General features: G+C 74.0%; 18 protein-coding genes. 6 read left to right on the plus strand and 12 right to left on the minus strand.

Annotation, left to right across the window (positions count from 1 at the left end):
• Positions 1-232: 232 nt before the first annotated feature.
• Entirely contained in the window at positions 233-1,159 is a 927-nt protein-coding gene (locus tag WHN02_RS00130) for an aminoglycoside phosphotransferase family protein (RefSeq protein WP_434741511.1), read from the plus strand.
• A 31-nt stretch (positions 1,160-1,190) separates the two neighbouring features.
• A complete protein-coding gene (locus WHN02_RS00135) occupies positions 1,191-2,021 on the plus strand; it encodes a glycosyltransferase family 8 protein (RefSeq protein WP_434741512.1) in 831 nt (276 codons plus the stop codon).
• Positions 2,022-2,123: 102 nt separating this feature from the next.
• Here the strand turns inward: WHN02_RS00135 and WHN02_RS00140 are convergent, their stop codons facing one another.
• On the minus strand, positions 2,124-3,302 hold the full coding sequence (locus tag WHN02_RS00140; protein WP_434741513.1) for a glycosyltransferase family 2 protein: 1,179 nt from the start codon (positions 3,300-3,302) through the stop codon (positions 2,124-2,126).
• Between the two features lie 116 nt (positions 3,303-3,418).
• On the opposite strand from WHN02_RS00140, the gene WHN02_RS00145 reads away from it, so the two are divergent.
• On the plus strand, positions 3,419-4,540 hold the full coding sequence (locus WHN02_RS00145) for a hypothetical protein (protein ID WP_434741514.1): 1,122 nt from the start codon (positions 3,419-3,421) through the stop codon (positions 4,538-4,540).
• Between the two features lie 68 nt (positions 4,541-4,608).
• On the opposite strand, the gene WHN02_RS00150 is transcribed toward WHN02_RS00145, so the two are convergent.
• The 4 genes from WHN02_RS00150 to WHN02_RS00165 form a co-directional block, all read right to left on the minus strand.
• Positions 4,609-5,502 (minus strand): aminoglycoside phosphotransferase family protein, encoded by an 894-nt coding sequence (locus tag WHN02_RS00150; protein WP_434741515.1) that lies wholly within the window; start codon positions 5,500-5,502, stop codon positions 4,609-4,611.
• A 331-nt stretch (positions 5,503-5,833) separates the two neighbouring features.
• Positions 5,834-6,646, minus strand: a complete 813-nt coding sequence (locus tag WHN02_RS00155) for a phytanoyl-CoA dioxygenase family protein (RefSeq protein ID WP_434741516.1) — start codon at positions 6,644-6,646, stop codon at positions 5,834-5,836.
• Between the two features lie 82 nt (positions 6,647-6,728).
• Positions 6,729-7,796, minus strand: coding sequence for a polysaccharide deacetylase family protein (locus tag WHN02_RS00160; protein WP_434741517.1), 1,068 nt, complete (start codon positions 7,794-7,796; stop codon positions 6,729-6,731).
• A 103-nt stretch (positions 7,797-7,899) separates the two neighbouring features.
• Positions 7,900-9,219, minus strand: coding sequence for an aspartate aminotransferase family protein (locus WHN02_RS00165; protein WP_434741518.1), 1,320 nt, complete (start codon positions 9,217-9,219; stop codon positions 7,900-7,902).
• Between the two features lie 245 nt (positions 9,220-9,464).
• On the opposite strand from WHN02_RS00165, the gene WHN02_RS00170 reads away from it, so the two are divergent.
• A complete protein-coding gene (locus WHN02_RS00170; RefSeq protein ID WP_434741519.1) occupies positions 9,465-10,751 on the plus strand; it encodes a helix-turn-helix domain-containing protein in 1,287 nt (428 codons plus the stop codon).
• A gap of 58 nt (positions 10,752-10,809) precedes the next feature.
• Here the strand turns inward: WHN02_RS00170 and WHN02_RS00175 are convergent, their stop codons facing one another.
• The 4 genes from WHN02_RS00175 to WHN02_RS00190 all read right to left on the minus strand — a co-directional run bounded on the left by WHN02_RS00175 (position 10,810) and on the right by WHN02_RS00190 (position 17,645).
• Positions 10,810-11,829: an alpha/beta hydrolase gene (locus tag WHN02_RS00175; RefSeq protein ID WP_434741520.1), complete on the minus strand. Its 1,020-nt coding sequence runs from the start codon at positions 11,827-11,829 to the stop codon at positions 10,810-10,812.
• Positions 11,826-12,551, minus strand: a complete 726-nt coding sequence (locus WHN02_RS00180) for a thioesterase II family protein (RefSeq protein ID WP_434741521.1) — start codon at positions 12,549-12,551, stop codon at positions 11,826-11,828. The genes WHN02_RS00175 and WHN02_RS00180 overlap by 4 nt, the downstream gene beginning before the upstream one ends.
• Positions 12,548-14,557 carry a non-ribosomal peptide synthetase gene (locus WHN02_RS00185; protein WP_434741522.1) on the minus strand — a complete coding sequence of 670 codons (2,010 nt, stop codon included), beginning with the start codon at positions 14,555-14,557 and terminating at the stop codon, positions 12,548-12,550. The genes WHN02_RS00180 and WHN02_RS00185 overlap by 4 nt, the downstream gene beginning before the upstream one ends.
• Before the next feature lie 82 nt (positions 14,558-14,639).
• Complete coding sequence (locus WHN02_RS00190; RefSeq protein WP_434741523.1) at positions 14,640-17,645, minus strand: type I polyketide synthase; 3,006 nt, start codon at positions 17,643-17,645, stop codon at positions 14,640-14,642.
• A gap of 208 nt (positions 17,646-17,853) precedes the next feature.
• On the opposite strand from WHN02_RS00190, the gene WHN02_RS00195 reads away from it, so the two are divergent.
• The gene (locus WHN02_RS00195; RefSeq protein WP_434741524.1) at positions 17,854-20,949 is read left to right on the plus strand and encodes an amino acid adenylation domain-containing protein; all 3,096 of its coding nucleotides are present in this window, start codon (positions 17,854-17,856) and stop codon (positions 20,947-20,949) included.
• Complete coding sequence (locus tag WHN02_RS00200) at positions 20,946-22,145, plus strand: cytochrome P450 (RefSeq protein WP_434741525.1); 1,200 nt, start codon at positions 20,946-20,948, stop codon at positions 22,143-22,145. Before WHN02_RS00195 ends, WHN02_RS00200 begins: the two co-directional genes overlap by 4 nt.
• Before the next feature lie 108 nt (positions 22,146-22,253).
• Here the strand turns inward: WHN02_RS00200 and WHN02_RS00205 are convergent, their stop codons facing one another.
• From WHN02_RS00205 to galE, 3 genes are read right to left on the minus strand one after another with little or no spacing between them, the layout of a single operon-like run.
• On the minus strand, positions 22,254-23,039 hold the full coding sequence (locus WHN02_RS00205) for an LLM class F420-dependent oxidoreductase (RefSeq protein ID WP_434741526.1): 786 nt from the start codon (positions 23,037-23,039) through the stop codon (positions 22,254-22,256).
• A 17-nt stretch (positions 23,040-23,056) separates the two neighbouring features.
• Positions 23,057-24,313: an FAD-binding protein gene (locus tag WHN02_RS00210; RefSeq protein WP_434741527.1), complete on the minus strand. Its 1,257-nt coding sequence runs from the start codon at positions 24,311-24,313 to the stop codon at positions 23,057-23,059.
• A 59-nt stretch (positions 24,314-24,372) separates the two neighbouring features.
• Positions 24,373-25,395, minus strand: a complete 1,023-nt coding sequence (gene galE, locus WHN02_RS00215; protein WP_434741528.1) for a UDP-glucose 4-epimerase GalE — start codon at positions 25,393-25,395, stop codon at positions 24,373-24,375.
• Between the last annotated feature and the right edge of the window lie 105 nt (positions 25,396-25,500).

A 25,500-nucleotide genomic window follows, 5' to 3' on the forward strand; every position in this document is an offset into this window, starting at 1 on the left:
GGTGTCCTCTCCGGCGGGGCCGGTCGCCCTCAGTAGACCAAACCCCCGCAGGGCTGGCAACACGAATACCCGCCACCCCACACAACTTGTCAACAACCGGCTCGACCGGATGCCCTTTTACCTGTTCAGAGGGGTTTCCTGGACCGGGGTGAAAGTTGCCTGTCCTTTTGACAGACCCCGGGACCACTCCTACCGTCGAGAGTGCATCGACAGTGAGAGGAGGTACCACCGAGTGTCCACTTCCACCCTTCGTCCGGGCGAGGTGCCCGTCGACACCCCACTCGTCCACCGGCTGGTCGCCGACCAGTTCCCGGACTGGGCCGACCTGCCCGTACGGCCTGTCGCCCGGTCGGGTGTGGACAACGCCACCTACCGCCTCGGCGACGACATGCTCGTCCGGCTGCCCCGGTTACCCCGCTGGGTCGGGCAGGTGCGGCGGGAGCAGCGGTGGCTGCCGTACCTCGGCCCGCGCCTGCCGTTGCCGGTCCCGGTCCCGGTGGCGCTGGGTGCACCCGGGGAGGACTACCCCTTCCCCTGGTCGGTCTACCGCTGGCTGGACGGGGAGAACGCCGACCTCGACCGGATCACCGACCCGCAGGCCACCGCCGTCGAGCTGGCCGGATTCCTCACCACGTTGCAGTCGGTGGACGCCGTCGACGGCCCACCGCCGGAGGCGAGCAACGGGTTCCGGGGCGTACCCCTGGCCGACCGGCGGGACTCCCCGGTGGTGGAGTCCCGGGTCCGCGACCGGATCGCGGCCCTGTCCGGCCTCTTCGACACCGAGGCGCTGACCGAGGTGTACGAGACGGCTGTCGCCGCCCCACGGTGGGACCGCCCACCGGTCTGGATCCACGGCGACCCCGACCCGGCGAACATGCTGATGCGCGACGGGCGGCTCAGCGCCGTCATCGACTTCGGGACGCTCGCCGTCGGTGATCCGGCCTGCGACCTGATCGCCGCCTGGACGTTCTTCGACGCGGCGTCCCGGGACACCTTCCGGGACGCCGTCGGGGTCGACGACGCGACCTGGACCCGGGGTCGGGCCTGGGGGCTGACCGGCATCCTGCCCGACCCACGGGAACTCGCCGACCCGGTCGGCGGGGTCGCCGCCCGTCGCAGGCTGGACGAGATCGTCGCCGACCACCGCCGGCAGCCCTGAGCCGCCCACCTCAGCCGAGAAGGAGAGTCTCATGTCCCGACAGGACGTCCACGTGGTCTTCGCGATCGACGAGCGGTACGCCCGCCCCGCCGTCGTCACCGGCCGGTCGGTCCGCCGCAACCTGCGCGACGAGGACACCCGCCTCGTCTTCCACGTCATCGACTCGGGCCTCGCCGACGAGGGCCGGGCGGTGGTCACCGAAGGGCTGGCCGCCGAGGGCGAGGTCGAGCTGCACCGGGTCGCCGACCCGCTGGTGATGGAGGTTCCCCGCAAGTGGTGGACCGACGCCGCGCTGGGTCGGCTGCACATCGGGGCGGTGATCCCCACCGGCATCCCCCGGGTGGTCTATCTCGACGCCGACACCCTGGTCCTGGACGACCTGACCGACCTGCTCGCCGAGGACCTGGCGGGCAACGCGGTGGGGGCCGGACTCAACGAGGTCGGCCCGGCCCGGTCGCTCACCTTCGCCGACGGCCGGGCCCACCAGCACCAGACCGGGGCACTGCCGCCGGGACACTTCAACTCCGGGGTGCTCCTGATCGACATGGACCGGTGGCGGGCCGAGCGGGCCACCGAACGGTGCATGGAGTTGCACCGCACGTACGGCCGCGACCTGCCCAACATCGACCAGGACATCCTCAACCACATCTTCGCCGGCCGGTGGACACCGCTGCCGGAGAAGTGGAACAAGCTCATCGAGCACTCGGTGCACGGGATCTTCGGCAACGGGCGGATGGACTACCTGACCCGTCCGGAGGGGATCGTGCACTACATCGGTAAGGTCAAGCCGTGGCACGACGCCTTCCCGGACAACCCGCTGCGCCACCGGTACGAGGAGTACGCCCTGGCCCCAGCCCGCTGACCCGGGTACGGGACCCCTGCCCCGGTGACGTACCGGAGCGGGGGTCCCGCTGGACCAGGGGCACAACCCGACGGTGGCCCGACCGGGGTACCCGCCCGGCGCTCACCCGGTGCGGTCGGCGGGGGTCGACTCGACGACGGTGCCGGCCACCCGCCCGGCCTCCTGCCGGATCCGCTCGCTGTGACTCGGGGCCAGCCGGAGCACGGCGGGCAGGATCCGAGCGGTGTCGACGGCACCGTCGTCCTGCGGGAGACCCACTCCGACAAGGGGCAACGCCCGTGGCCGGGTCCCCGTGTCGAACAACGCCGTCACCTGCGGCGTCGGAGTGTGGTCGGCGACGTCCAGCGACGCCCCGACGACGAGCAGGGACCGGCCGTCGGCCGTACCCTCGACGATCCCGAGGGTACGGCCGGGACCTGCCGCCTCGGCGACCTCCCGACGCAGGTCGTCGTAGCGTTCGGCGGTGTCGAACCAGCCGTAGGCGTACGCCATCTCCAGGTCCAGGCGCGGCCACTTGGCGATGTAGTACCGACGGTTGGCCTGGGCCGACCGCTCCTCCGCCCCGGCGTCGCGCGAATGCGGCACGTGCAGGGCGAAGACGTCGCGGCACATCAGGATGGGCGTCCCGGTCAGGTGGATCCGGAAGGCCCACTCCTGGTCCTCGGCGCCCCACCCACGGAACCCCTCGTCGAAGTAGAGGTCGTGCTCGACGAGCAGGGACCGGGGCAGGGCCATCACCGCGGTCCGGGCGAAGGCCCAGGGAAACCGGACGGTGGCCTCGGCGTACCTGTCGGTCCACCGCCGGTCCAGCGGCGTCGCCCCGTCGGTGCGCAGCCCGGCCAGGACCTCCCGGTGGTGTTCCCAGGGCGGAACGGACACGTCGTCGAGGTCCTTCTCCATGATCTCGTCGTATCCGGCCATCTGCCCGACCACGCAGACCCGCTGACCGTGGGCGAAGTGGCGGCGGTGGAGCCCGTCGAGGAAGTCGGCGGGGGCGGCCATGTCGGCGTCGAGCAGGACCACCACCTCACCGGTGGCGTGCCGCAGGGCGAGGTTACGGGCGCGGCTCGGGTTCCACTCCCCGTCCCGCATGACGGTCACCAGGTTCAGTCTGTCGGCGTACGAACGGGCCAGTTCGGCGTACTCGGGGCAGTTCTCGATGGCACCGACGACGACCTCGAACTCGGTGCGGTCCATCGTCTGTTCGGCGAGCGCGGCGAAGGCGATGCCGACGTTGCGCAGCCGCTGCCGGTACGGGATGACCACACTGCACTTGAGCACGCCCAGACCACCTCTCCGCCGTCGTCGACCCAAGGTAACCTTTGGCAAATCGCGCCGCAATCTGACAACATGCTTGGCAACCAGGTGCCCGTGGGACGGGATGGAGGCCGGTCAGGATGCCCGAGGAACACCATCAGCTGCCGTATCGTCAGGTCCTCGACGCCGCGCTGACCTGGGTCTGCGCCGCTCACGACGCCACCGGGGGCAACGGCGTCTCCGCCGGGTACGACCTGCGTACCGGCTGGCAACCGACGTACCCGGAGACCAGCGGTTACCTGATCCCCACCCTGCTGCGCGGGGCCGTCGCCCTGGACCGGCCGGAGCTGGCCGACCGGGCGACCCGGATCGGCGGGTGGCTGCTCGGACTGCAACGCCCGGACGGGAGTTTCCCCGGCGGCACCGGCACCGAGGGTCCTGCGGTGGTCTTCGACACCGGGCAGATCCTGCTCGGCCTGTCGGCCCTGCACCGGCACACCGGGAGGCCGGAGCTGTCGGAGTCGGCGGTCCGCGCCGGGGACTGGCTGCTCGACGCGCAGCAGCCGTCGGGTGCCTGGCTGTCGCACTTCGACCACCCCAACACCTACTCGTCCCGGGTGACCTGGGCGCTGGCCGAGCTGTGGCGGGCCACCGACGAACCGGCGTACCTCGCCGGGGTCCGCCGGTCGCTGGCCTGGCTGCTGGAGCAGGTACGCCCCGACGGCTGGATCGACGGGATGTCCTTCAGCGCCGGGCACACCGCCTGGACCCACACCATCGGGTACGCGCTGCGCGGTCTGCTGCGCTGCGCGGACCTGGTCGAGGCGGAGCTGCCCGACACGGCCCGCCGCTGCGCGGACGCCGCGGTGACCTGCGCGGTACGGCTGGCCGGGGTACGGACCGACCTGGACCCCCTGCTGCCGGGCGAGATCGGCCCCGGGTTCACCCCGCTCGTCGACTACGCCTGCCTCACCGGGGACGCCCAGTTCGTCACCGTGTGGCTGGACGTGGCCCGCCGGACCGGCGACGAGACCCTGCGCAGGCGTGCCGTCGCGGTGCTGGACCGGTTGGCCGGACTCCAGGTCCACCAGCCGTTGGAGCCCGCCACCGTCGGTGCGCTCGCCGGTTCCTGGCCGCTGTCGGGTGGCTTCGAGCCGCTGGCCTTCCCCAACTGGGCGGCCAAGTTCCTCGCCGACGCCGTCCTGGAGCACGCCGACGACGCCCGTCGACACCACCCGGCCCTGACCGCCACCCGGCCCTGACCGTCGAGCGGCCTGACCGTCGAGCGGGCCTGACCCGCCTGGTCGCCCCGGGTCGTGGGAGTTCGCGGTCAGCCGGCTTCGGCGAGGACCTCGGCGATCACGTGCCGGGAGTTGGCGGCGAGCGCCGGGTTGGTCTCCCGGTAGTAGGGCAGCTGGATCAGCGCGATGGAGAGCGCCCACGCCCGGCCGCGCAGCCACGTCGCCTCGTCCACGCCGAGGGCGTCCCGGAACACCGGTCGGGCGTCGGCGGGCAGCAGGTTCCACGCCACGGAGAGGTCCACCGTGGGGTCACCCACCCCGACCCCGGCGAGGTCGATGACGGCGGCGAGGGTCCCGTCCTCGTGGACCAGCACGTTGCCCGGGGAGAGGTCACCGTGGCACCAGGCGACCGACGCCGGGCGGGCGGCCGGGCGCAGCGCGTCGGCCCAGACCGCCGTCACCGCGTCGGTGTCCACCACGCCGTCCAGTGCGGCGACAGCGGCGCGGGTGTCGTCGTCCCGGGCGGCGAGTGGCACCCCCCGACCGGCCGGTGGTCCGTCGGTCGGGTCGGTACGGCGCAACTCCCTGACGAATCCGGCCAGGTCACGGGCGAGCCGGTCGGCTCGGGTGACCTCACCGGCGAGCGGGTTGCGCCCCGGCAGCCAGGGCAGGACCGACCAGGGGAACGGGTAGCCCTCGCCGGGACGGCCGGACGCGACGGGCACCGGTACGGGCACCGGGAGGTGGGGGGCGAGTCGGGGTGCCCACCGGAGTTCCCGGGCGACGGCGTCGACGGCGGACGGGATCCGGGGCAACCGGACGACCAGTTCGTCGCCGAGACGGTACATCGCGTTGTCGGTGCCGGAGGAGGCGACCGGTTCGACGGCCAGGTGCGCCCAGTGGGGCAGCTGGGCGGCGACCAGCCGACCGACAGTCGACACGTCGGTGTGCACCTCGTCGGCGTGCATCCGTACCGGGGTCACGATGGTTCCTCTTCTCGAACGAGGTGGCGACGGCGGCCCGCCGAGGATCTCACAGCGGCCGTCACGGCCAGTCGATGTCCGAGCTGGCGTAGGCGGCCACCGCGTCCCCCCTCACCGGTAGGGCTCCCCGTGCGGAACCGGTGATCACAGCGGCCGAGACGAACAGCGCTGCGGCATGGTAGGAGTGGATGAACATCCGACTGACGCACCAGGTGACCATGCTGATGTCTCTCCCCCGAACGGAACTATTTCCGTCAATGCATGTCTCCCGGTGGGGGCGTCTCTAAACGGCAGTCGGTCGATCGATTCCACCTGTCAGGACGGTGACGGTTCAGCCCTGTGGTTCGTACTCGGTGAAGTGCTGCTCGGCGAAGAGGTCCGGCCACCTGCCCTGGTCCAGTCCCAGGTCCCGGGCCCGCTGCAGGGCGTGCCGCCAGTACGGCTTCACCGGGGGCCACCGGGTGCCGGCCTGGCAGTACGACGAGTCGAGGAAGTACCTGTCGCTGCCCCGTCCGGCGGGCAGGGCGCGTCGGGCGTGGAACAGTGCCGAGTGCACGACCACCGTCGAGCCGGGTGGCAGCCGGTCCAGGACCACCTCGCCGGGGAGCGGGTCGGTGCCGGCCCCGGCCCGGGCGTCCTTGGCGGCCACCTCCCGGTGCGAGCCGGGCAGGACCACCAGTGACGCGGTCTCCTCGGTGAGGCCGTCCAGGTAGTGCAGGGCGTGGATCATGGCGTACCGGCGGTCGGTCTGCGGACGCTGTTCGTAGTCGTGGTGCCAGGGCTTACCCGGGCGCTCCGGCTCCTGCCTGTCGCTGTGCAGGTGGTGGAAGGCGAAGGCCGGCCCCATCAGCTGGGCCAGGAGTTCCATCAACGGCGGGTGGGCGACGAGTCGACCGTGGGCGGGCAGCTCCAGTTCCAGGATCTCGGGCAACCCGTTGCGCTCGGGGTCGGTGGCGCAGGCGATGGAGCGGGCCCGCAGGCCGTCGTCGACCCAGCGGTCCACCTCCGGCCGGAGTCGGGTGACCAGGTCGTCGGGGAGGAAGGCGGGCAGGACCAGGAACCCGTCCCGGTGGAAGCGCTCGACCTGGGTCGGCGACAGCGGGGCGTGGACGGGGGCTTCGGTGGTCAGGGCAGTGAGTGCCATTACAGTGTCTCCGCTCTGGTCGGCACCGGGGCGAACGGCGGGATCCACCGCCGGTGGGGGTGGTCGGAAGGGGGCGGCCGGGTCAGGCGACCGAGGCCGGGGCGGGTACGGCCAGCTGACCGGCGGGGACGAAGCGGTAGCCGCGTTCGTGCAGCCCCTCGATGATGGCGGGCAGGGCGGCCACGGTCTGGGACCGGTCGCCTCCCCCGTCGTGCAGCAGGATCACCGATCCCGGCCGGGCCTGTTCCACTGTGATCCGGGCGATGGTGTCGGCCCCGGGCATCGCCCAGTCGAAGGGCTCCACGTCCCAGAGCACCACCTGCGGGTCCAGTTCGGCCAGCCAGCGCATGACCTGTGGCGTCCGGGAGCCGTACGGGGGGCGGAAGAGGGTCGGTGCCGCCGCTCCGGTCCGCTCGACCGCCTCGGCGGTCCGCTCGATCTGGGCCGCCAGCTCCGACCGGGTCAGCTCGGGCAGGAACGGGTGGGACCAGGTGTGGTTGGCCACCTCGTGGCCCTGTTCCCGCATCCGGGCCAGCTCGTCGGGGTACCCACCGACGTGGAGTCCGACGCAGAAGAACGTCGCCGGGACCCCGTACCGCTCCAGGACGTCGAGGACCTGCCCGGTGTACGGCGGCTGCGGGCCGTCGTCGAAGGTCAGGGCGACCTCGGGGCGGTCCCGGTCGCCGTGGCGCAGGCAGCGCCCGGCGGCGGTGAGCGCGTCGAGCTCCGGGACGCTGGCGGCGATCCCCGCATCCAGGTCCGACTCCCGCCCGGTCTGGGTGCCCCGGCGGGGGTCGAGCCGGGTCAGCGCGGTCAGGTCCCGCTGGGCGGCCCGCGCCAGGTCGAGGGCGGAGACCGAGCCGAAGGCCGGGCGGGACGGCAGCACCGGCGGGTCGGCGCGGTGGACGGTCAGGCCGGCGGACATCATCCGGCCGTCGAGGATGCCGTTGGTGCTGTCCACCACTGTGACCAGCGCCCCGTCGGCCGAGCCCGACCCGCCGGACGGGGGCCGGGCTGCCGCGAGGTGACGGATCAGATCGTCGATCCGGTCCCGGCCGAACCGGGCGCGAGGGCGTACCGACCCGCCGGTGTCGTCCACCGTCTCGACCGTGTAACCGTCGGCGCCCCAGGCGACTCCCGCGTACCACATGCCGATGTCCTTCCCTCGCCGGATTCACGTCACCTTCGACATTGACAAATGTTGCCTAAATTTGTCAACACTTGGCAAGTCGATGGAGCGCTCGGACCTCCCGTCAATCCGCCGACGGCAGCGCCGCCGTCAACCGCTCCACCAGCAGGTCGGCCCCGGCGTCGTCGATCACCAACGGCGGGACCGCCATCACCGCCGCGCCCTGCCGCCGCAGCAGCAGACCCCCGGCCCGCGCCCGGTCCAGCACGCCGAGGGCCGCCTCCTCGGTGGCCATCTCCAGGACCACCACCAACCCCAACCGGCGTACGTCCACGACCTCGCCCACCCCGGCCAGGTGCGCCAGCCGGGCCGACATCCGCGCACCGAGCGTCTCGGCCCGCTCGACCAGGTTCTCCTTCTCCAGCACGTCCAGGGTGGCCAGGGCTGCCGCACAGGCCACGGCGTGACCGGAGGTGGTGTGGCCGTACCGCAGCCCACCGATGACCGGATCGGCGGCGAACCCCTCGAACACGTGCTCACCGGCGGTCACCGCGGCGATCGGCACGTACCCGCCGGCCAGCCCCTTGCTGGAGACCAGCACGTCCGGGGCGACCCCGTCCCGGGCACAGCAGAACATCGCCCCGGCCCGCCCGTACGCGGTGAACACCTCGTCCACCACCAGGAGCGCCCCGGTCGCGTCGCAGAGCGCCCGCAGCCCGGCCAGGAAGCCCGGGGGCAGGACGACCCCGCCCCCGACGTTGAGGAACGGCTCGACCACCACCGCCGCCGGCGGGTCGTCCGGGTCGGCCAGGACGGCCCGCTCGAAGGCGTCGAGCAGCACCGGCAGCGCCTCCGGGCGACGCAGCTCCCTCGGCGGCAGGGGCAGATCGACCAGGGTGACCGGCAGCGGGGCGGTCATCGGGTGCCGACACCGGGGCAGGGCCGACAGACTCCGGCCGAGGATCGTCGCCCCCTGGTACCCCCGGGCGAAGGCGACCACCCGGGACCGGGGGCGGCCCCGGTGGGCGGCGTGCCCCACCGCCATCATCAGGGCCGCGTCGAACCCCTCGGACCCGCTGTTGACGAACAGCGTCCGGCCCAACGGGGCGGGCAGGTACGAGGCGATCCGTTCGGCCAGTGCCCCGAGCAGGTCGTGGCTGGTCATCGAGACGTCCACCTGGTGCAGCCGCCCGGCCTGCTCGGCGACGGCCCGGACCACCTCCGGATGGGCGTAGCCGCAGGTCGAGTTCAACGCCGACCCCTCGATGTACTCCCGGCCGTCGAGGTCGAAGATCCGGTACCCGTCGGCGTGGGTGAACGTCGTGCCGGACCGGTCGGCCCCGACCGGGGTCCAGGTGTGCCAGACGTGCCGTCGGTCCCGTTCGCGCACCAGGTCGGGGTCGGCGTGCCGGGGGGTGGGTCGTACCGCGTCGATGGAGGCCATCTGCTGCTCCTCGGGGGAAGGACCGAGCCACGTCGTCCCGCTCCTGCGGGGACGGATCGGCTGGGTCGGGTTTCGGCTCCCACGCCTTGACAAAGTTGTGCCACAATCTTACCAAGACTTGCCAACTCCGCACCCGGGTCGACCTGGGTCTTCGGCCGTCCCGGAGAGGAAAATCGCACCCCCGACCGCATTTGGCGGCTGTGGCACGATTTGTCAAGCGGGCAACGGTTGGCCATACTGGGGACGTGCTCGAACAACCGGTCTTCGGCCAACGCCTGCGGGCGCTACGGGTCAAGCAGGGCTTGTCCCAGGCCGCACTCGCCGGTGACGGCATGTCCACCGGCTACCTGTCTCGGCTGGAGTCCGGCGCCCGCCGCCCCACCACCCGGGTGGTGACCCACCTGGCGGAGCGCCTCGGCGTACCGACCTCCGAGTTCGAGGCCCCGGCCAACGGCGAGACCGGACACCCGGCTGTCCAGACCTCGTCCCTGGCCCACCTGCTCGCCGCTGTCATCTCCGGTACGCCCGACGACGAACTCGGGGAGACCCTCGCCGAGGCGCTGCGGACCGGAGACCGCTGGGACGCGGCGCTGCGGTGGCAGGCGCTGTGGCTGTTGGCCCAGCTCCGCGACGGTCAGGGTCGGCACGAGGAGGAGCACGCCCTGCTCACCGAGCTGACCCAGCTCAGCGACGAACTCGGCACCCCGGCACTACGGGCCCGCGCCCGGACCCAGCTGTCCCGGTGCGCCCGGCTGCTCGGGGACAACGCCGCCGCCCGGGAGCACGCGTTGCAGGCCAGCCGGGTGACCGACGACCTGTCGGTGGCCGACCGCGCCGGGGTCCTGCACGCCCTGGTCTCCGCCGAGGCGGAGCTGGGGCTGCTGGTCGAGGCCCGGACCCACGCCGACGAGCTGTCAGCGCTCACCGCGCCGACCGGCGGTCCGCTGCGGGTCGAGGCGCTCTGGGCGGCCGCCACGGTACGCATCCGCCAGGGCGACCACACCGGCGCCCAGGAGGTGCTGGAGCAGGCCCTGCAGAGCCTCGACAGCCGACAGGACCTGACGCTCTGGGTCCGGCTGCGACTCGCTGCCGCCTCCCTCTACCTCCAGATCACCCCGGCCCTGACCGACCGCGCCCAGGTCTACCTCGACGAGGTGGCCCCCGCCCTCGACCTGGTCGGCACAGAGCTGCACCACCAGCAGCTCCTGACGCTCCGCGCCCACCTCGCGTTCGAGCAGGGACGCCTGGAGGACGCGAGGGCCGTCTGCGAACAGATGGACGAGCAGGCACTCCTGCTCTCCTTCCGGGACCGGATCCGGTTCCGGGCGCTGTGCGGCCGACTGAGCATTCTCGGCGGCGACCGCGACGGCGGCATCCAGACCCTCCAGCAGCTCGCCGAACAGGCGCAGGAGGCACGCAACGCCGAGCTGGCCGCCGAGATCTGGCGGACCCTCGCGGAGACCCTGGCCCAGGGGTACGAACCGGTGGAGGCCAAGTCGCCCCGCCGGACTGCCACCCGCAGCCGCCGCTGACCAGCCGGACGCCCGGCCCCGGACGCGGTGTCCGGGACCGGGCGTCGTCCGACACCGGTCAGCAGCGGCGTCCGCTGCGCTCCAACAGTCGACGTAACCAGTCCTCCCGGGCCCGCTTGGCGGTGCCCGAGACGATCGCCTCCGGCACCCACTCGTCGAAGCTGTGGAAGGCACCGGACCAGACGTGCAGCTCCGCCTCCCCACCGGCCTGCCAGATCCGGGTGGCGTAGTCGACCGCCTCGTCGCGCAGCGCCTCCACCGACCCGACGTCGATGAAGGCCGGGGGCAGACCGGCCAGCTCCTCGGCCCGGGCCGGTGCGGTGTACTGCGACACCTCCCCGGTCCCCCGGCGTACGCCGAGCAGGGCGGTCCAGCCGTACCGGTTCGAGGTGCCGTCCCACAGCCCGGCGGTGGCGAGTTGAAGCTGCGAGGGGGCGGCACACCTGTCGTCGAGCATCGGGCACTGCAACATCTGGCCGAGGAGGCGGGGGCCGTGTCGGTCCCGGGCCGTCAGGGCCAGGCCGGCGGCGAGGCACCCCCCGGCGCTGTTCCCGCTGACCACGATCCGGTCCGGGTCGAGCCCCAGGTCGGCGGCGTGCTCGGCGGTCCAGAGCAGCCCGGCGTAGCAGTCCGCCGACGGTGCCGGGTCGGGGTGCTCGGGGGCGAGCCGGTACTCCACCGCCACCACCGCCAGCCCGAGCGCCTCGGCCCGGTCCAGCTCGTCGGCGAGCTCGACGCTGCGGGTCCCGCCCGCCACCATCCCCCCACCGTGGGTGTTGTAGATGACCGGGTACGGTCCCGCCCCGGTCGTCGGACGGCAGATCAGCAGCCGGATGTCGGGATCGCCCGGCGGGCCGGGGACCGTCAGTTCCCGCAGGTCGAACGCGCCGCCCCGACGGATCTCGTCGTCGGTGAGGCGACCGGCGACGGTCCTGGCCCGCCGGTCCTGGACCAGACCGGGACCGAGCGGTCCGGGAAGGTCGCCGAGGATCCGGGTCAGGGGTGCCGCCAGCTCGTGGTCCACCGGCGGTGGTGGACCCACGGGCCGGTCGGCACCGAGCCGGACGGCCCCGGTCACCGGGGCACCCCCGCCAGGTCGTCGAGCAGCTCGTACGGCGGCTGGTCGACCAGGTAGAAGTGGTGACCGGGGACGACGTGCTCCCGGAATCCGGCATCGGTCAGCTCCGGCCACGGTCGACGGTCGGCGTCCGCGTCGACGTCCCCGACGATGGTGGTGACCGGGCAGTGCAGGACCGGATCGGTGCGGTGCCGGTAGCTGTGGAACATCTCCCCGTCGCTGCGGATGTAGGGCAGGACCAGCTCCTGGAAGAACGGGTCGTCGAGCATCGCCCGGTCCGTCCCGCCCAGCTCGGCCAGGCGCAGGGCCAGGTCGTCGCCGTCGACGTCGTCGGGTTCCGGCGGGGGCAGCGGGGCGGCACGCGAGCCCGAGGCGACCAGGTGGGCGGGGCGTACCCCCCGGTCCTGGAGGGCCCGGGCGGTCTCCAGGGCGACCACCGCCCCCATGCTGTGTCCGAACAGGACCAGCGGCAGGTCGGCCCGCTCGGTGAGGACGTCGGCGACGTCGGCGGCGAGCCGGGTCAGGTCGGACGGGAGCGGCTCGTCGATCCGCTCCGCCCGGCCGGGATAGCGCACGGCGAGGACCTCGGTGCCGGGCAGGTGCCGTCCCCAGTCCCGGAAAAAGGCGGCCGACCCCCCGGCGTGCGGAAAGGCGACGAGCCGACGTCGGGGGTCCGGGCACTCGACCGCGCGGTGCAGCCAGCGGTCCCCGTCGCCGGTCATGAGGTCCGCTCCCGGGTGGCGGCCGACCGGCGGGCCCGGATGGCCTGGGTACGTCTGGCCACCGCCTGGGCGCGACGGGCCACCGCCGGGGACCGGTCCGGCCGGTTGCGTCCGGGGCGGACCCCACCGGCGGCGACCAGGGCGGCCTGCGCCGAGACGGTCGGGTGCTGGAAGAGCGCCACCACCGACGGGCGTACCCCGGTGTTGCGCTCCAGGGCGTCCTGGAGCTGGAACATCGCCAACGAGTGCCCGCCGAGGTCGAAGAAGTTGGCGTCGGCCGGCACCTCGTCGACCTTGAGCACCTCGGTCCAGGCCGCCACCACCGCCGCCGTCCGGCCGGCCGCCGTGGTGCCGTCGACACCCCCGGTCGGTACGCCGTCCGGACCGGCCGCCTCCGAGAGCGGCTGCGGCTCGTCGGCGGCAGCGCGCAGCTGCGCCCGGTCCACCTTTCCGCTGAAGGTCAGCGGGAAGTGCGCCAGCACCCGGATCCGGGCGGGCACCATGACCGCCGGCAGCCGGTCGGCGAGCAGCCGGCGTACCTGCTCCGGGTCGGTGTCGGAGTCGGCCTGGACGAACCCGACCAGGGTGACGCCCTCGGCGTCGGGTACGACCACCGCGTCGTGGACGCCGGGCACCGTCCGCAGCGCCGCCTCGACCGCGCCCAGCTCGACCCGGTGACCCCGGATCTTCACCTGGTGGTCGCGGCGTCCCACGAAGTGCAGGGTGCCGTCGGGGTTCCACAGCGCCCGGTCGCCGGTGCGGTACAGCAGTGCGGCGTCGTCGTCGGCGAAGGGGTCCCTCACGAACGCACTGGCGGTGGCCTCCGGGCGGCCCAGGTAGCCGGCCGTCACCCCGGCCCCGCCGACGCACAGCTCCCCCTCGACCCCCGTCGGCACCGGACGCAGTTCGTCGTCGAGCAGGTAGATCCGGGCACCCGGGACGGGCCGTCCGATCGAGACCGGACCCGGCCGGGTGAGCCGGTGCCAGGTAGCCCAGACGGTGGCCTCGGTGGGGCCGTACTCGTTGACCAGGGCCGTCTGCGGGGATCGGGCGAAGTGCCTGTCGACGAGCGGCTGCGGTAACGGCTCACCGGCGACCACCACGGTGTCCAGCGACGCCAGGGGGTCCGCCTCGGCCCGGTCGGCGGCGTCCAGCAGCACGCCGTACAGCGACGGGACGCAGAGCAGCTGGGTGACCTCGTGCCGACGGACGAGGTCGAGCAGACGCTGCGGGTCGCGTACCTCGTCGCGGGTGGCGACCACGAGGGTGCCGCCCGCGGTCAGGGTGCCCCACAGCCCGGCGACCGAGGAGTCGAAGGCCAGCGGGGAGACCAGCAGGAACACCGGGGCACCGGGGTAGACCATCCGCCGGGCCAGGGTGGAGGCGGCCAGGTGGCAGTGGTTGACCTGGACCCCCTTCGGCTCACCGGTGCTGCCGGAGGTGTAGATCAGGTAGGCCGGGTCGTCGTCGCCCACCACGACGTCGACCCGGTCGGCACCGCCGGGGTCCGGCGCACCGGCCGCGTCGCCCCCGGCGACCACCGGTACGGCCGGCCCGGTGATCCGGGTCGCGTCCACGCCGTCCCCGGTGACCACTGCGGTGACCCCGGCGTCGGTGAGCACCTCGGCGATCCGCCGGTCCGGCCACCCGGCGTCCACCGGAACGTAGGCGGCGCCGGCACGCAGAATGCCGAGTACGGCGGCGACCGCCGTCGGGGACGGCTCGGCGAGCACCCCCACCCGGTCCCGGGGGGCGACCCCGGCCTCGGTCAGCGCCTCGGCGATCCGGGCGGCGTGGGCGTCGAGTTCCCGGTAGGTGAGGGTGGTGCCGTCCCCGCGTACTGCGGGATGGTCGGGGCGGTGGACGGCGAACCGGGCGACCGCCTGGTGCACCGGCTCCCGGCCGGTCTGCGGCAACGGTTCGCCACGGCCGAGGGCGATCGGGTCGGGTCGGCCGGGCTCCGCTGTCGGATCTCCCGAGGTCCCCCGCAGGTCAGTGTCGATCATGGCTTCTCCTCACGTGTCGTCGTGGCGGGTCCGCCCCGCGCCCGTCGGCGGGGCAGGCCCCGGTCAGCCGGGTCGCCGACGGTCAGGACGGGTTCCCGGTCGGGTCACCCTCGGCGGCCCGGTGGCGACGCAGGGTGTCCTGCACGATCGCGGTCTGTCGGCCGAGGGTCCGGCCGGCGAGCATCTCCCGCAGCGGCACCCGCAGGCCCCACTCGTCGTGGATCCGGCGGGCGAGCTGGGTGATGAGCAGCGAGTCCCCGCCGAGGGCGAAGAAGTCGGAGTCGTCGTCCAGTTCCGGGTGGCCGAGCACCTCGGCCCAGAGCTTGGGCACCAGGACCGCCGGGTCGGGTCCGGACCTCCCGGGCGCGGTCCCGGACTCGGGAGTGGTCGCCTCGGCGGACGCGGCACCGGTCGGGGTCGTCCCGGTGGCCTCGGACGCCGGGTCGGACCCCTGCGGGGCGGCGGCGGCCACCCGTACCTCGGGGGCGAGCCACCGCCGACCGCCGAAGGCGTACCCGGGCAGGTGGACCGGGTACCCGTCGGCTCCGGCGAGCCGGTCCAGCGCGATCGGCTGCCCCCAGGTCCAGAGGGTCCCGAGGGCGGTCAGCACCTCCGCCTCGCCCCGACCCGTCCGCAGCGGACACAGCGGCACCCCGGCCATCCCGGCCGCCTCGGCGAGCCCGGTCAGGACCCGGCCGGGTCCCACCTCGACGGCCACCGCCCCGGGGAACCGGCCCAGTACGTCGGCGAGGGCGTCGCCGAAGCGGACCGGCTGGCGGGCCTGGGCGACGTAGGTCTGCGCCGGAACCGGCTCCCCCGGGTCGATCAGCCGACCGGTCAGGTTGCCCGCGTACGGCACCGCCGGTGAGTGCAGGGTGATCCCGTCGAGGACCCGGGCCAGCTCCGGCAGGGCCGGGGCGATCAGGGCGCTGTGGAAGGCGTGGCTGGTCCGCAGGATCCGGTGGAACACCCGGTCGCCGAGCAGGTCGGCGAAGCGGCGTACCTCCTGGGGGGTTCCGGCGACGGTGCAGCTGTCGGCGCTGTTGACCGTCGCCACCTCCAGCTCGGCGTCCGCCTCGCGGAGCAGGTCCCGGGCGGTGGCGGCGTCACAGCCGAGGGCGAGCATCGCCCCGGGCGGGCAGTCCTGCATGGCCCGTCCCCGGGCCGCCACGAAGCGGGCGGCGTCGGCCAGCCCGAACGTCCCGGCCAGGCAGGCGGCGGTGAGTTCACCGAGGCTGTGCCCGACCAGGGCGGCCGGGGTCACCCCGAGTGCGGTCAGGGCCCGCCCGGCGGCGTACCCGACGGCGAAGAGCGCCGGTTGGGCGAGGGCGGTGGCGGCGAGGTCCTCGGCGGGGAAGTCGGTGTCGTACAGCGCCCGACCCAGCCGCTCGGACAGCTCCGGGTCGACGGCGTCGAGCACCTCGGTGAGGGCGTCCTCGAAGCCGGGGAGGGCGGCGGCCAGCGGTGCCGCCATCCCGGGCTGCTGGGTCCCCTGGCCGGGCAGGAGGAACACCACCGGGGCCGGTCCGTCAGCGGGCACCCGACCCCGGACCGCCTCGGCTTCGCGGGCCAGCCGCTCGGCGACCTCGGCGCTGGTCCGCCCGGTGACGGCCAGTCGCTCCGGCAGCGCGGCCCGCCCGGTGGCCAGGGTGTACGCCACGTCCGCCAGGTCCGGCTCGGCACGGTGCAGGTGTTCGGCGAGCCGCCCGGCGGTCCGGGTCAGCGCCTCGGGGTCGGCCGCCGAGAGCACCACCAGGCGGTCCCGTCGGGGGCGGGCACCGGTGGCCGGGGGCGGGGGCGGTGCCTCCACCACCACGTGGGCGTTGGTGCCACCGATGCCGAACGAGCTGACCCCGGCCCGACGTGGCTGCGGGCCCGACCAGGCGGTGGCCTCGGTGGGGACGTACAGCGGGGAGTCCTCGGTCTCCAGCAGCGGGTTGAGCGCGGTGAACCCGGCGACCGGGGGGACGACGCCCTCCTTGACCACGCGCATCGCCCGGATCAGCCCGGCCAGCCCGGAGGCCGCGTCGAGGTGCCCGACGGCGGCCTTGAGCGCACCGACGGCGACCTGGCCGGGGCGGGCCCCGGCGGCGGCCAGCGCGGTGGACGCCGCCGACCACTCGATCGGGTCCCCGACCCGGGTTCCGGTGGCGTGCGCCTCCAGGTACCCGATGGACTCCCCGTCGACGTCGGCGGCGGCGAGTGCGGCCCGGATCACCGCCTCCTGACCCGTCTGGGAGGGTGCGTAGAAGCCCGCCTTCTCGGCCCCGTCGTTGTTGATCGCCGTGCCGAGCAGGACACCGTACGGTTCGGTCCCCTCCTCGACGGCGTCGGCGAGGCGGCGCAGCACCACCGCCGCACCCCCGGAACCGGCCACCACACCGTCGGCGGCGGCGTCGAACGGTCGGCAGTCACCGGTGACGGACTGGATCCCGCCGGGGACGTGCAGGTGGCCCCCCTGCGGGAAGTCGATCCCGGCGGCCACCACCACCGCCTGGTCGCAGTCGCCGTTGAGTAGCGCCTGAACTGCCAGGTGGACTCCGACCAGCGACGACGAGCAGGCGGTCTGCACCCCGAGCGCGGGGCCGGTCAGGCCGAGCCGGTACGAGATCAGGCCGGCGACGAAGTCCGGTTCGGTGCCGTGCAACGCCTGGTCGAGGGTGAGCGGGTCGAGCGGCCCACCGGCGAGCATGGTCCGCAGGTAGCCGCTCCCGCTGCCGGAGGCGTACACCCCGGTGGTGATCCGGTCGCCGCAGCCGGCCGTACCGGCGTCCTCCAGGGCGGCCCAGGCCGCCTCCAGCATCAGCCGGTGTTGGGGGTCCATGAGTTCGGCGTCGCGTCCGCTGATCCGGAACAGCGTGTTGTCGAACCGGTCGGCGTCGGCGAGCAGGCCCCGTACCGGCACGTAGTCCGGGTCGTCGACGAGGTCGGCGGGGACTCCGGCGGCGAGCAGCCCGTCGCGGTCCAGTCGGGTGGTGAGCACCCGACCGGCGAGCATCGCCGCCCACCAGTCGTCCAGGTCGGCCACGGCGGGGAAGCGGGCGTACACACCGGTGACGGCGATGTCGAGTGATCGGTCGCGGCTCATGTCCTCACCTTCGACGCGGGTTCGCACCGGTCCGCCCCGGCGAGCCGGGATGCGCCCGCGGCGGGGTCCGGACCGCCGCTCGGGGCGACGGCCACTCCAGGTTGCCCCATTAGGCAACCTCTGGCAACGTGGGAGGCACAGTTGGCAACAAAGAATTGTCGATCTTACGGCGACGATGCCGGTTCCACCACGTCGAGGGAGGAAACGCGTGCAGCCAGATCCGAGGTGGACCGCCGGGCCACCGTCCACGCTGCCCGACGAGGGCCTGCACCAACGGGTCGCCCGGGTCGCGGCCCGGCGACCGACGGCCACCGCCCTGATCGACGGCGACCGGCACGTCGGCTACGCCGAGCTGGACCGTGCCGCCGACACCCTCGCCGCCCGGCTCGTCGAGGCGGGGGTCCGCCCCGGTCACCTGGTGCCGATCCGGCTGCCCCGGGGCACCACCCTGGTCACCGCCCTGCTCGCGGTCCTCAAGACCGGGGCCGCGTACGCCCTGGTCGACCCGGCCTGGCCGGCGGCCCGGCTCCGCGAGGTCACCGCGACCCTCGACGCCCCGCTGCTGGTCGCCGACGAGGAGACGCCCGACGTGGCGGTGCCGGTGTGCCGTCCGCAGGTCGGGGCGGACAGCGCACCCGCCGACTTCCGGCCCGCCGAGGTCGACGGGGACACCCCCTGCTGCGTCTTCTTCACCTCCGGCACCACCGGGCGGGCCAAGGGGGCGCTCACCCCGCACCGGGCCACCGCCCGGCTCTTCACCCCCGGCACCTTCGCCACCTTCGACGAGCGGACCGTCGTTGCGGTCGCCGCCCCGGTCCCGTGGGACGCCTTCTCCCTGGAACTGTGGGCGGCCCTGCTCCAGGGCGGTACGGCGGTGCTCGTCGAGGAGCCGTACCTGACCGCCGACGCCCTGCGGGAGGTGGTCGGCCGACACGGGGTGACCACCGCCTGGCTCACCAGCAGCCTGTTCGACATGGTGGTGGACGAGGACCCGGCGGCCCTGACCGGTCTGCGCCAGCTGATGATCGGTGGAGAACGGCTCAGCCCCGGCCACGTCGCCCGGTTCCTGCGTCACCACCCCGACGTCCTGCTGCTCAACGGGTACGGCCCGGTGGAGAACACGGTCTTCGCCACCACCCACCGGATCACCCCCGCCGACTGCGACCGGCCCGACGGGATCCCGCTGGGCCGCCCGGTCCCCGGCACACAGGTCCACGTCCTCGACGGCGACCGGCCCTGCGCCGTCGACGAGACCGGGGAGATCTGTGTGGTCGGCGACGGCCTCGCCCTCGGCTACGTCGGTGACCCCACACTGACCGCCGAGAAGTTCGTCACCGTCGAGGTCGACGGCCGGACGGTACGCGCCTACCGGACCGGGGACCTCGGCCGGTGGGACACCGACGGGCTCCTGCACTTCCAGGGCCGGGCCGACCGGCAGGTGAAGATCCGGGGGCACCGGATCGAGCCGGCCGAGATCGAGCGTCGACTGGTGGAACTCCTGCCGGTCCGGGCCGCCCGGGTGCTCGTCGAACGGCCCGCCGACGCCGACCCCCGGTTGCTGGCCTGGTGCGTCCCCCGGCACCCCGGGGACCCGCTCGACGACGCCCTGCGCGTCCTCCGGGCGGAGCTGCCCGCCTACCAGGTGCCGGCCGGGGTGACCGGCGTCGACGCGTTCCCGGTCACCTCGCAGGGGAAGCTGGACGAGCGGGCACTGCTGGCCGCGTGCCGGCCGACACCGACGCGGGACGACGCCGAGCCGGTGTCCGGGAACGGCTCCGAACCGGTACGGAGCCGCCACGCCCCGGTGGTCGCCGAGGTCTTCGCGGAGGTCCTGGGCCGCGCCTCGGTCGGAACCGACGTGCCCTTCGGCGCCCTCGGCGGCACCTCCCTGGCGGCCGGGCGGGTCTGCGCCCGGCTCGCCGCCCGACTCGACCGGCCCGTTCCCCTGGGCCGGTTCCTGGCCGCACCGACCGTCGCCGCCCTCGCCGAGTGGCTGGACGGCACCGACCGCCCGGAGCGCTCCGACACCGACCCGCAGGCCGGCATCGTCCCGCTGACCCCGATGCAGCTGGTCTACCTGACCCGGCACCTGCTCGACCCCGCCGACCTGACCTCACACTGCCTGCTGACCTGGGTGGTGGAGGGCGACCTGGACCGGACGGCGTTGCGGGCTGCGGTGACCCACGTGCAGACCCGGCACGAGCCGCTGCGCGCGGCGTACCTGGCCGACCCCCGGCCGGTCGCCCAGGTCCTCGACATCGACCCGCCGCCGGTGGAGGAGTTGCCCGAGCAGCCGTCGGTGGCCGCCGCCGTCGACGCCCTCCGGGGCCTGTTCACCACCGAACTGCTGATCGAGGAGGCCGACGTGTGGCGGGTGGCGCTCGCCCCGGCCGGGGCGGTCACCGTCCTCGGCATCGTGGTGCACCACATCGCCTTCGACGGCTGGTCCGAGTCGGTCCTCGCCCGGGACCTCGCCGCCGGGTACGACGCCGCCCGACTGGGCACCGCACCCCCGTCCCGGCCCGCCCCGCCGTCCCTGGCCCGGGCGTGGCGCGACCACACCGAACGGCTCGCCGAGACAGGGCTGGACGAGCACCGGGAACACGTCCGGGCCGAGCTGGCCGGGGTGCCCGCGATCACCTGGCCCGGTTTCCCGACCCCGGTGGGGCGTACCGAACCCGGGCTGGTCGAGCTCACGATCCCACCGGAGGTCGTGGCCCGGGTGGACGCCGAGGCGCAGGAGGCCGGGGTCAGCCGGTTCGTGGCGCTGCTGCGCCACCACGGGGCGGCGCTGTCCGAGGTCACCGGGGACACCGACCTGGCCGTCGGGGTCCCGGTCGCGCAACGCCACGGCAGCGGCTCGGAGGACGCCGTCGGCTGCCACCTGGGCATGGTCTGCGTACGGCTGCGCGAGCCGGCCCTCTCCGACGCGCCGACCGCCCTGGCGGAGACCGGCCGGGCCTTCGGGGCAGCCTTCGCCGCCCAGGACGTCCCCGTGCCCGACCTGCTGCGGATGGCCGACCTGCCCGGTGGACACCGCCCGCCGCTGTTCCAGACCCTGTTCGCACTCCAGGACAACCCACCACCCACGCTGGACCTGGCCGGGGTCGGCACCACCTTCGTCCGCCAGCCGTACCTGGACCTGCCGTTGGAGCTGCACACCGAACTGTGGCCGAGCGCCGACGGGGGGCTCCGGCTGACCGTCTGGCACCGGCCGGACGCGGTGACCGGCTCCTGCGCCAGGGAGCTGGCCAAACGGTTCGAGGAGCGGCTGCACACGATCACCCCGGAGGGCCACCGATGAGCGTCGTCGCCGACCGACCCGACCTGGACCTCGACCCCCACCGCCTGGTCGATCCGGAGGTGCACGTCCACGGCGACCCGTACGCGATCTGGCACCGGATGCGCCGGGAGACCCCGGTCCACCGGCATCCGGCCGGGGACCTGCCCGCCTTCTGGTCGCTGACCCGCTACGCCGACGTCCGGGCCGTGTACCGCGATCCGGAGACGTTCAGCTCCCGGCACGGGGTGCTGCTGCGCCCGGTCGCCCTCGGTGAGGACCCGGGCGGCGGGATGACCCTCGCCCTGACCGACCCGCCCCGGCACAAGCAGCTGCGCGCAGTGGTCGCCGACTGGTTCACCACCCGGGCGGTGCGGTCCCTCACCGACCGGATCGACGACTGCGTCAGGTCGGTGCTGGACCGGGCGTACGAGCAGGGCCGGTGCGACTTCGTCCACGACGTGGCCGGGCGGCTGTCGATGCACGTCATCGGGACCATCATGGGGGTACCCGAACGCGACCACGACGCCCTGTTCCGGTGGACCAACGAGGCGTTCGAAGCGGGTGTCTCGCTGGCCGCGCACCGGGAGCTGATGGCGTACTTCATCGACCTGATGGAGCAGCGGATCGACGAACCGACCGACGACCTGGTCAGCATGATGGCCGGCGGCACCCTCGGCGACGACCTCCTCACCGAGGAGGAGATCGTGCTCAACTGCGAGAACATCATCGGTGCCACGGAGAACGGCCGGTTGGCGATCGCGGGCGGGATGCAGGCCCTCCTGGAACATCCCGAGCAGTGGGCGCGGCTGCGCGCCGACCGGGACCTCCTGCCCACCGCGATCGAGGAGATCCTGCGCTGGACCTCCAGCGCCACCCACAGCATGCGGACCGCCACCCGGGACTGCGAGATCGACGGGGTACCCGTCGCCGCCGGGGACCGGGTGGTCCTCTGGGTGCCGTCGGCCAACCGGGACGAGACGGTGTTCGACCAGCCGGACCGGTTCGACGTGGGACGCACCCCCAACCGGCACCTCGCGCTCGGGATCGGTGAGCACGTCTGCATCGGCGGCACGCTGGCCCGCGCCCAGCTGCGGATCCTCCTCACCGCCCTGCTGGACACCGCCGGGCGGATCGAGCCGGCCGGTCCGGTGCAGCGGGTCCGGTCGATCGCCGTGGCCGGACCCGAGCACCTCCCGTTACTGATCACCCCCCGGTGACCGACGGCCGGGGCGGGGTCGGTCCCCCGCCCCGCCCCGGCCGGTGTCCGGGTCACCGGGCGTCGCCGACTCCAGGCGGCAGCCCGCCTCCCGGGCACGGTGTCCGGGTCACTGGGCGTCGCGCCAGGCCAGCCAGCGGCGGAGCAGTCCGAGGTCGTAGTCCGGGCCGCTGACCCCGAGCGTGAACAGCGAGACCCCCGCGTCGCGCAGCTTCGGGCCGAGGTCGTCGGGCTCCCCGGCCGGGGAGGGGCCGCCCCCGACGCTGCCGGAGATCTCGATCCGGTCCGGGTCCCGGCCCACCGCCGCGCAGTGCTCCCGCAGCACCCCCGCCTTGTGCCGGAGGGTGTCGGGGTCGCCGAAGGCGTGCCAGATGTCGGCGTGCTCGGCGACCAGCCGGAGGGTACGGCGTTCCCCGCTGCCCCCGATGAGGACCGGCATCCGCCGTACCGGCGGTGGGTTCAGGGCGGCCAGCCGGGACTGGATCCGGGGCAGTGCCCGGGTCAGGTCGTCGAGGCGGCGGGCCGGGGTGGCGGGGTCGTAGCCGTAGTCGGTGAAGTCCCGTTCGAACCAGCCGGACCCGAGGCCGAGGATCACCCGGCCGCGACTGACGTGGTCGACGGTCCGGGCCATGTCGGCCAGCAGGTCCGGATTGCGGTAGCCGACACAGCTCACCAGGGGACCCAGCTCCACCCGCGTGGTGGCCTCGGCCCAGGCCGCCAGCATCGTCCAGCACTCGAAGTGTCGGCCGTCGGGATCACCGTCGAGGGGGAAGAAGTGGTCCCAGGTGAACAGGACGTCCACCCCGAGCTCCTCCGCCTCGGCGACCGTCTCGCGGATCCTCGCGTACTCGGCGTGCTGGGGTTGCAGTTGCAGGGCGATCCGTATCGGTCGCATCGGTCGTCTCCGTCTCTCTAGGCCGGGAACAGTGCGTCGAGGAAGGCGTTGCGGAACGTTCCGGTCGGGTCGAGGGCGGCGGTCAACTCGCTGAAGTCGGCGGCGCGCGGGTAGGTGGCGACGATGTGGGCCGGGTCGGCGGCGGTCAGCTTGCCCCAGTGCGGGCGGGCGCCCAGCGGCAGCAGCGCCGCCTCGACGGCCCGGATCGCGGGCGCGACCCCGACCGGGTCCGTCTCCCAGGTGAAGTGGATCGTCGTGCTGTCCCGCCCGTACGCGGGGCTGAGCCACAGGTCGTCGGCGCGGACCGTCCGCAGTTCGGAGATCTGCAACACCGGGGCCAGGGTCGGGGCGAGTCGACGCAGGGCGGTGACCGCCTCCGCCGTCCGGTCCCGGGGCAGGTAGTACTCCGACTGGAGTTCACCGCTGGAGCCGGGGACGTGGTCGGGCCGGAAGTGCGGCAACCGCTCGTGCCACGGCCCCGGCACACCGAGCTGTGCGGTGCAGTTGTCAGCCGGCAGCTCCGGCACCGGGTGCAGCGGTTCGGTGGCGGCCCGGCCCCCGGCCCAGTCCCCCGCCGGCCGGTCGGTACGCCGTTTGAGCCAGACGACCGCCTCCCCCGAGGACCAGTCGGTGAAGACGCTGACGCTGTAGGCCGCCCCGAAGACCTCGTCGGCCTGCTCGGTGACCTCGTCGAGCGGCACCTGGACCCGGACGTGCTGGGCGACCAGGTAACTCGGCTCGACGTCGAGCGTCAGCCGGGTCACCACCCCCAGCGCGCCGAGGGCGACCACCGCACCGGGGAAGGTCTGCGGGTCGGCGTCCCGACTCAACTCCACCAGGTCACCCTCGGGGCCGACGAGTTGGACCGCCCGGACCGCCGCCGCCAGGCCGGGCAGGTCCCGGCCGGAGCCGTGGGTGCCGGTGGCCACCGACCCGGCCACCGAGATGTGCGGCAGCGAGGCGAGGTTGGCCAGCGCGTACCCGGCCGGTTCGAGGGCGGCGGCGACCTCGGCGTACGTCGCCCCGCCGGTGACGGTGACGGCGGCGCTCCCCGGGTCGAGCCGGACCGCTCGGGGCAGCCGGTCGAGCCGGACCAGGTCCCCGTCGGTATCGGCGACGGTGCTGAACGAGTGGCCACTGCCCAACGCCCGGATCCGGCGGCTCGCCGCCACCGTCGCGCGCAGTTCGTCGAGGGTGGCCGGCCGGTGCAGCCGGACCGCGTTGAAGGTGACGTTGCCGGCCCAGTTTCGGACCCGGACCAGGGTGTCGGACATGGATCACCACTTCCGGTCGGTCGGGCCGACGGGCCGCTGCCCGCCGGCGGTGGGCGGGGTCAGCGGACGCGTTGCCGACGACCGGGGCCGGGTGCCCGGCGGCGACGCACCGACCGGGTCGGCGTGAGCGCCGCCGGCCGCCAGGCCTGCCAGGTGCTGGCCACCATGTCGTGCAGGCCGTTCCGGGCCCACCAGGACATCTCGGTGCCGATCTTGTCGACGGCGGCGACCACCTCGGGCGGGTCGCCGGGGCGGGACGGGACCACCTCGACCTCCACCGGCAGGCCGGTCACCTCCCGGACCGCCGCCAGCACCTCCAGGACGGAGTACCCGCTGCCGGTGCCGACGTTGTAGATGTCGGCGCACCGGTCGGACTCCAACCGGGCGACCGCCGCCGCGTGGGCGTCGGCGACGTCGGCGACGTGGACGTAGTCGCGTACCCCGGTGCCGTCCCGGGTGGGGAAGTCGGCCCCGGTGACGACTGCGGGTCGACCGGTGGTGAGCCGCTGGAACACCCGGGGGAACAGGCTCTCCCCACCGGTGTCGGAGCAGACCGGGTCGGCGGTGCCGACGATGTTGAAGTACCGCAGGGCGATCCAGGAGACGTCGTGGGCCGCCCCGCAGGCCCGCAGCATCCACTCGCACATCAGCTTCGTCTCGCCGTACGGGTTGATCGGGGCGGTGGGGGTCTGCTCGGTGACCCGGGTGCACGGCGGGCTGCCGTACACCGCAGCGCTCGACGACAGCAGCATCCGGGTCACGCCGACGTCGACCATCGCCTGGAGCAGGGAACGCATCCCCTCGACGTTCTGCTCGTAGTACCAGAGCGGCAGGGCCACCGACTCGGGGGCCGACTTGCGGGCGGCGAGGTTGACCACACCGGTGATCCGGTGCCGCCGCAGGGTGTCGGCGACGACGGCCCGGTCCAGGCCGGACACGACGAGGGGGACGTCGGCGGGGACCCGCTCCCGGACCCCTGTGGACAGGTCGTCGAGGACCACCAGTCGGCGTCCCTCGGCACGCAGTCGTCGTACGACGTGGGAGCCGATGTAACCGGCGCCGCCGACGACCAGCCAGGTCATCTCTGTCTCCGGGGCACGTCGGCCCGGGATCGGTACCGCAGTCGCATGGTCTCCGCCTCTCCGCCTCACCGTCCGCGCCCCGGCGGTACCGCCCGGACGGCAGAC

The sequence above is a fragment of the Micromonospora sp. SH-82 genome (genome assembly GCF_051132485.1).
In the GTDB taxonomy this organism is placed as follows: Bacteria; Actinomycetota; Actinomycetes; order Mycobacteriales; family Micromonosporaceae; genus Micromonospora.

What these genes read in the sequence shown, in the direction of transcription:
- WHN02_RS00135 (WP_434741512.1), top strand. Translation starts at nt 1,191, where the DNA reads ATGTCCCGACAGGACGTCCACGTGGTCTTCGCGATCGACGAGCGGTAC.
- WHN02_RS00145 (WP_434741514.1), top strand. Translation starts at nt 3,419, where the DNA reads ATGCCCGAGGAACACCATCAGCTGCCGTATCGTCAGGTCCTCGACGCC.
- WHN02_RS00155 (WP_434741516.1), bottom strand. Translation starts at nt 6,646, where the DNA reads ATGGCACTCACTGCCCTGACCACCGAAGCCCCCGTCCACGCCCCGCTG.
- WHN02_RS00160 (WP_434741517.1), bottom strand. Translation starts at nt 7,796, where the DNA reads ATGTGGTACGCGGGAGTCGCCTGGGGCGCCGACGGTTACACGGTCGAG.
- WHN02_RS00165 (WP_434741518.1), bottom strand. Translation starts at nt 9,219, where the DNA reads ATGGCCTCCATCGACGCGGTACGACCCACCCCCCGGCACGCCGACCCC.
- WHN02_RS00180 (WP_434741521.1), bottom strand. Translation starts at nt 12,551, where the DNA reads ATGACCGGCGACGGGGACCGCTGGCTGCACCGCGCGGTCGAGTGCCCG.
- WHN02_RS00185 (WP_434741522.1), bottom strand. Translation starts at nt 14,557, where the DNA reads ATGATCGACACTGACCTGCGGGGGACCTCGGGAGATCCGACAGCGGAG.
- WHN02_RS00190 (WP_434741523.1), bottom strand. Translation starts at nt 17,645, where the DNA reads ATGAGCCGCGACCGATCACTCGACATCGCCGTCACCGGTGTGTACGCC.
- WHN02_RS00200 (WP_434741525.1), top strand. Translation starts at nt 20,946, where the DNA reads ATGAGCGTCGTCGCCGACCGACCCGACCTGGACCTCGACCCCCACCGC.
- WHN02_RS00205 (WP_434741526.1), bottom strand. Translation starts at nt 23,039, where the DNA reads ATGCGACCGATACGGATCGCCCTGCAACTGCAACCCCAGCACGCCGAG.
- WHN02_RS00210 (WP_434741527.1), bottom strand. Translation starts at nt 24,313, where the DNA reads ATGTCCGACACCCTGGTCCGGGTCCGAAACTGGGCCGGCAACGTCACC.
- galE (WP_434741528.1), bottom strand. Translation starts at nt 25,395, where the DNA reads ATGACCTGGCTGGTCGTCGGCGGCGCCGGTTACATCGGCTCCCACGTC.